The organism is Streptomyces sp. NPDC007901, assembly GCF_042959465.1.
Lineage (GTDB): Bacteria > Actinomycetota > Actinomycetes > Streptomycetales > Streptomycetaceae > Streptomyces.
The window spans coordinates 1-5,376 of record NZ_JBIBKW010000070.1; the positions used below are offsets into that span (position 1 = coordinate 1).

At 71.6% G+C, this 5,376-nt stretch carries 1 protein-coding gene; it reads right to left on the minus strand.

The features are described 5' to 3' along the window. The coding region (locus tag ACFZDK_RS55475) for an amino acid adenylation domain-containing protein (protein WP_390986975.1) at positions 1-5,376 on the minus strand (5,376 nt) is incomplete at both ends.

A 5,376-nucleotide genomic window follows, 5' to 3' on the forward strand; every position in this document is an offset into this window, starting at 1 on the left:
ATACGACAACGCCACATCCCCACACACCACAGCCACCGCACCCGCATCACCCACCACCCGACGCCCAAACAACTCCACAACCGAACCACACCCAAGATCCGTCGCCGGCCCCTGCCAGTCGCTGAGCACCTGGCGGCGCTCGGTCTCGTCCATGAGGTCGGTGGCGCTCAGTCGCGTGTCCGGGTTTCCTGCCACCGCTTCCAGGACGCGGACGAACCGCTCCGCGAAGACCTTCGAGGACTCGGGGTCGAACAGGTCCGCCGACAGGGTCAGCGTCCCCCGCACTCCTGCGGGTGCGCCGTCGTGCAGCACCTCGCTCACGGTGATGTCGAGGTCGTACTTGGAGGTAGCGGATGTCTGGGGAAGCCCCTTGGCGGTCAGGCCGGGGAGGTCGAGGGTGGCCGGGCCGGTGTTCTGAAGGGTGAGCATGACCTGGAACAGAGGGTGCCGGGACAGCGACCGGGTGGGCGACAACACCTCCACCAGCCGCTCGAACGGCACATCCTGGTGCGCCAGCGCCCCCAGATTCGTCTCCCGCACCCGATCCAGCAACTCCACGAATGTCGGATCACCCGAGACATCGGTCCGCAGCACCAACGTGTTGACGAAGAAACCGACGAGATCGTTGAGCGCCTCGTCCGTCCGACCCGCCACCGCCGTACCGATCGGCAGATCCTCGCCCGCACCCAGCCGCGACAACCACACCGCCACCGCCGCATGCAGCACCATGAACACCGTCACCCCGCGCTCCCGCGCCACCTCCACCACACGCCGGTGCAGCTCAGGAGAGATGCGGAACGGCGTCGCGTGCCCGCGATGCGACGCGCTCGCCGGGCGAGGCCGGTCGGTGGGGAGGGTCAGTTCTTCCGGTGCTCCGGCCAACGCCTGGCGCCAGTAGGCGAGTTGCCGGGTGAGCAGGCTGCTCGGGTCGTCGGGGTCGCCGAGCAGATCACGCTGCCAGAGGGCGTAGTCGGCGTACTGGACCGGCAGGGGCGCCCATTCGGGAGCCTGGCCGCGGCGACGGGCGGCGTAGGCGTCGGACAGATCGCGGGCCAGGGGCTGGAGGGACCAGCCGTCGGTCGCGATGTGGTGGATCACGACCGCCAGTACGCGCTCGTCCTGGCCAGTGGTGTACAGGGCGGCTCGGATCGGGATTTCGGTGCTCACGTCGAAGGGAAGATCGGCCGTGGCGGCGACGGCCGCCGTCAGTTCGTCGGCGGTGGTCTCGATGACCGGTAGGCGCCAGTCGCGCAGTTCGGCCATGCCGACTACGTGTTGGCGGGGTTGTCCGCCGTCCTGTGGGAAGACGGTGCGCAGGACTTCGTGCCGGGCCAGCACATCGCGCAGCGCCTCCTCCAGCGCCCGGACGTTCGTCTCGCCGGTTAGCCGGACCGCGAACGAGGTGTTGTACAGCGGGCTCGGGCCGTCCAGTCGGCCCAGGAACCACAGGCGCTGCTGAGCCATCGACAGCGGTACCCGCTCCGGGCGTTCCTGTGAGGTCAGTCCGGGGCGCGGAGGTATGGCGGTGGCCAGTCGTCGCGCCAGGCGCGCGGGGGTCGGGGCATCGAACAGGTCCCGGATCCGCAGTTCTGTTCCCAGGGCGGAGCGGACCCGCCCGACCAGCCGGGTGGCCAACAGCGAGTGTCCGCCGAGCGCGAAGAAGTCGTCCTCCGGTCCGACCGTCGCCAGCCCCAGGACCTCGGCGAACAGTCCGCACAGCGCGCGCTCCTCCGCCGTCTCCGGCTCCCGCGGGCCCGACCCGTCGAGCGGGCCGCGGTCGGGCGCCGGGAGTGCGGCCCGGTCGACCTTGCCGTTCATCGTCAGCGGCAGTGCCTCCAGAACCACGAAGAGGGACGGCAGCATCCACTCGGGCAGCCGTCGTGCCAGCCCGGCCCGCAATGCCTCGGGGTCGATCCCGGCCTCGGCGTCGTCGGAAGCCACGTAGGCCACCAACCGCAGGCCGCCGGGCGCGTCCTCGGCCACCACGGCCGCCCGCGCCACGCCCGGCTCCGCCGACAGGGCCGCCTCGACCTCACCGGGCTCCACCCGGAAGCCCCTGATCTTCAGCTGGTCGTCGACCCGCCCCAGAAACACCAGGCACCCGTCGGCCCGCCGTCGTACGAGGTCCCCGGACCGGTAGAGCCGCGAGCCGTCTCCGGCGAACGGATCCGCCACGAAACGGGACGCTGTCAGCCCCGCGCGCCCCGCGTATCCGCGGCCCACCTGGGCGCCGCCGATGTACAGTTCGCCGGCGACTCCGACCGGCACGGGCCGCAGCCGCTCGTCCAGCACCAGCAGCCGGGTGTTCGCGACGGGGTGGCCGATCGGTACCCCTTCGGCGTCGCCCGGCTCCGCACCGGCGAGGCCCTCGGCGGTCACGGAGAACACCGAGCACCCGACGACGGTCTCGGTCGGGCCGTACTCGTTGACGACCGTCGACTCGGGGTGACGGGCCAGCCATGCCCGCACGGCCGCCGTGTTCAGGGCCTCGCCGCCGACCACCAGTGAGCGCACCGCGCCGGTGTCCCGTGACGCGTCGGCCGATTCGTCTGCGGCCGGGGTGTCCGCGGCGAGGTCGTTGAGCAGGCCCAGATGGGCGGGCGTGAGCTTGACCGCGTCGAAGCCCCGCGTGCCCATGAGCTCCGTGAACCCCTCCGTGCCGCCGTCCGGGCTGATCCAGACCGTGGACCCGGATGCCAACGGCAGCCACAACGAGGTGACCGTGAGGTCGAACGCCAGTGAGGAGAACAGCGGCATCCCGTCGGCCGCCCGTGCCGCCGGCGAGCCGGCCGTGAGGGGGTAGCGGCCGGCCGCCCAGGTGACGTAGTTGGCCAGGCCACGGTGCGTGATCTGGACGCCCTTCGGCGTGCCGGTCGAACCGGAGGTGTAGATCAGGTAGGCGAGCTGATCGGGCAGCGGCGGTCGTTCGGGGTCGGTCGTCGGAGACGCTTGCAGCTGAAGTTCCACGAACGGGTCGCTGAGGTCGATCTGCGGAGTGCGGCCCGCGGGCATGTCCTCGAGCGTGGCGTCGTTGCCGATGAGCATGGCGACCCGGGCGTCGGTGAGCATGAAGGCGATGCGCTCGACCGGGTAGTCGGGGTCGATGGGCAGGTAGGCACCCCCGGCTCGCCAGACGGCCAGCATCGCGGTCACCGCATCGATGCCGCGGGGCAGGCAGATCCCGACAACCGACTCGGCACCCACGCCGAGGCCGATCAGGTGGTGGGCCAGCCGGTTCGCCCGTTCCGACACCTCGGCGTACGTGGCCTCGGTGCCGTCGCACACCAGGGCTACGGCGTCCGCGGTGTGGCGGGCCTGGGCGGCCACCAGTTCCGGCACCGACTCCGGGCCCACCTCGGCCGCGGTGTCGTTCCAGGTGCGCACGGCCTCCCGCAGGGCGGCCTCGTCCAGGATCTCCAGCGCGGCGAGCGGCAGGCGACCGCCGTCGTCCAGCGCGTCCACCAGGTGTGCGGCCGCGGTGTGCAGCATGGCCGCGATGCGCTGCGGATCGGCCGGCCTCAGCGCGCCGACGACAAGGCCGAAGCCGGACCCGAGGTCGTCGACCGCCACGTCCAGCGGGAAGTTCGTACGGTCCTTGGCGTACAGCGTGCGAACACCGTCCACGCCTCCCTGACCCTCGTCCGCGCCCTCGGCGTCGGAGGCGGCTGCGTGGCGGTAGTTGAAGATGGAGGTGAACAGCGGGGCCGGGGCGCTGACGCCGCTCGCCTGCTGGGCCGACGCCAGTGGGGCGTGCTCGTGAACGAGCAGCCCGGCGAGTTGCCTCTGCATGTCGGCGAGGGCCTGCGCCACGTCCACGGAGCCCGTCTTGACCCGTACCGGCAGCGTGTTCATGAACGGCCCCGGGACCCGGTCCGCGCCGGCACCCGCGTTCATCCGGCCGAACAGGACCGTACCGAACACCACATCGTCACGGCCCGCCAGCGAGGCCAGCACCCGTGCCCACGCGAGGTGGAACAGGGTCGCCGGGGACGTGCCCAGCCGTCGGGCCCGCTCACGGAGCCGCTCGGCCAGGCCGTCGTCGACCGCCAGCCGGACGCGTGACACTCCCGCCCCGTCGCCGTGCACGTCCGTGAAGCCGAACGGTGCCGTCGTCTCGGTGACGTCGCCCAGGACCGTCCTGAAGTAGTCCTCGTGTTCCTCCCGGGACATCCCCAACCGGGCGGTGGCCACGAAGTCACGGAACGGCAGCGGCTGCGGCAGCCGGTCGCCCTCGCCCCGCAGGATCGCCGCCACCTCGTCGAGTACGACCCCGGCGCCCGTGTGGTCCTGCAACATGTGGTGCATCTGGAGCAGCACCAGCCAACGCTCCGACCCGGGCCTACGGGCCACATGCGCCCGCAGCAGCGGTGCCACCGACAGGTCGATACGGTCCTCGGCATGGGCGAGCAGTTCGCTCGTCACGTCTCCCGAGCCGTGCAGGACGACTTCCGCCACCGCCATCCGGGCCCGCCGGCACACGACCTGAACGGGTTCGCGGAGGCCGTCCGAGACGATCGCGGTGCGGTAGATGTCGTGCCGGTCCACCACCTGCTGCAACGCGGCCAGCGCCGCCTCCACCCGCTCACGCGAGTCGCACTCCACGACCGTCGGCTCGAGGTAGACGTCCTCGCTCCCCTCCCCCTCGGCCAGCAGGTAGTGGAAGAACATGCCTTCCTGGAGGGGGGCCAGCGGGTAGATGTCCGCCACGTTCGCGGCACCGCCCGGAACACGAGCGCAGATCAGATCGATCTCGTCCTGACCGAGATCGACCAGCGGCAGCATCTCCGGACGGATCTCGGCGGCACCCTCAGGGATCAGGTTCGGCGGCACCGTCACCGCACCACCGGCCACGACTCCCGCGGCGACCCCCGCCGGCGTGGGCGTCAGGAACAACGCCCGTACACCCACGGCGACTCCCCGCTCCCGGAGCCGCTCCACCAGGGACACGGCCAGCAGGGAGTGACCGCCGAGTTCGAAGAAGTTGTCGTCGACGCCCACCCGGTCGAGGCCCAGGACCTCGGCGAAGGCGGCACACACGATCTCCTCAAGCGCCGACGAGGGGCCGCGCAGAGTGGAGGCGGCTGTGTAGTCGGGTGCGGGCAGGGCGGCGCGGTCGAGCTTGCCGTTCACCGTCAGCGGCAGCTCCTCCAGCACCACCACCGCCGACGGCACCATGTACTCCGGCAACCGCTCCGCCACGAACTCCCGTACCGACAACGGCAGTTTCCCAGCAGCTTCCGGCTCGGGCACCACATAGGCCACCAACTGGCGGCCCCCGGGCGTGTCCTCACGGGCGACGACGGCGGCCCGGGCCACGCCGGGGTGCGCGGCCACCACGGCCTGCACCTCACCCGGCTCGATCCGGAACCCACGGAT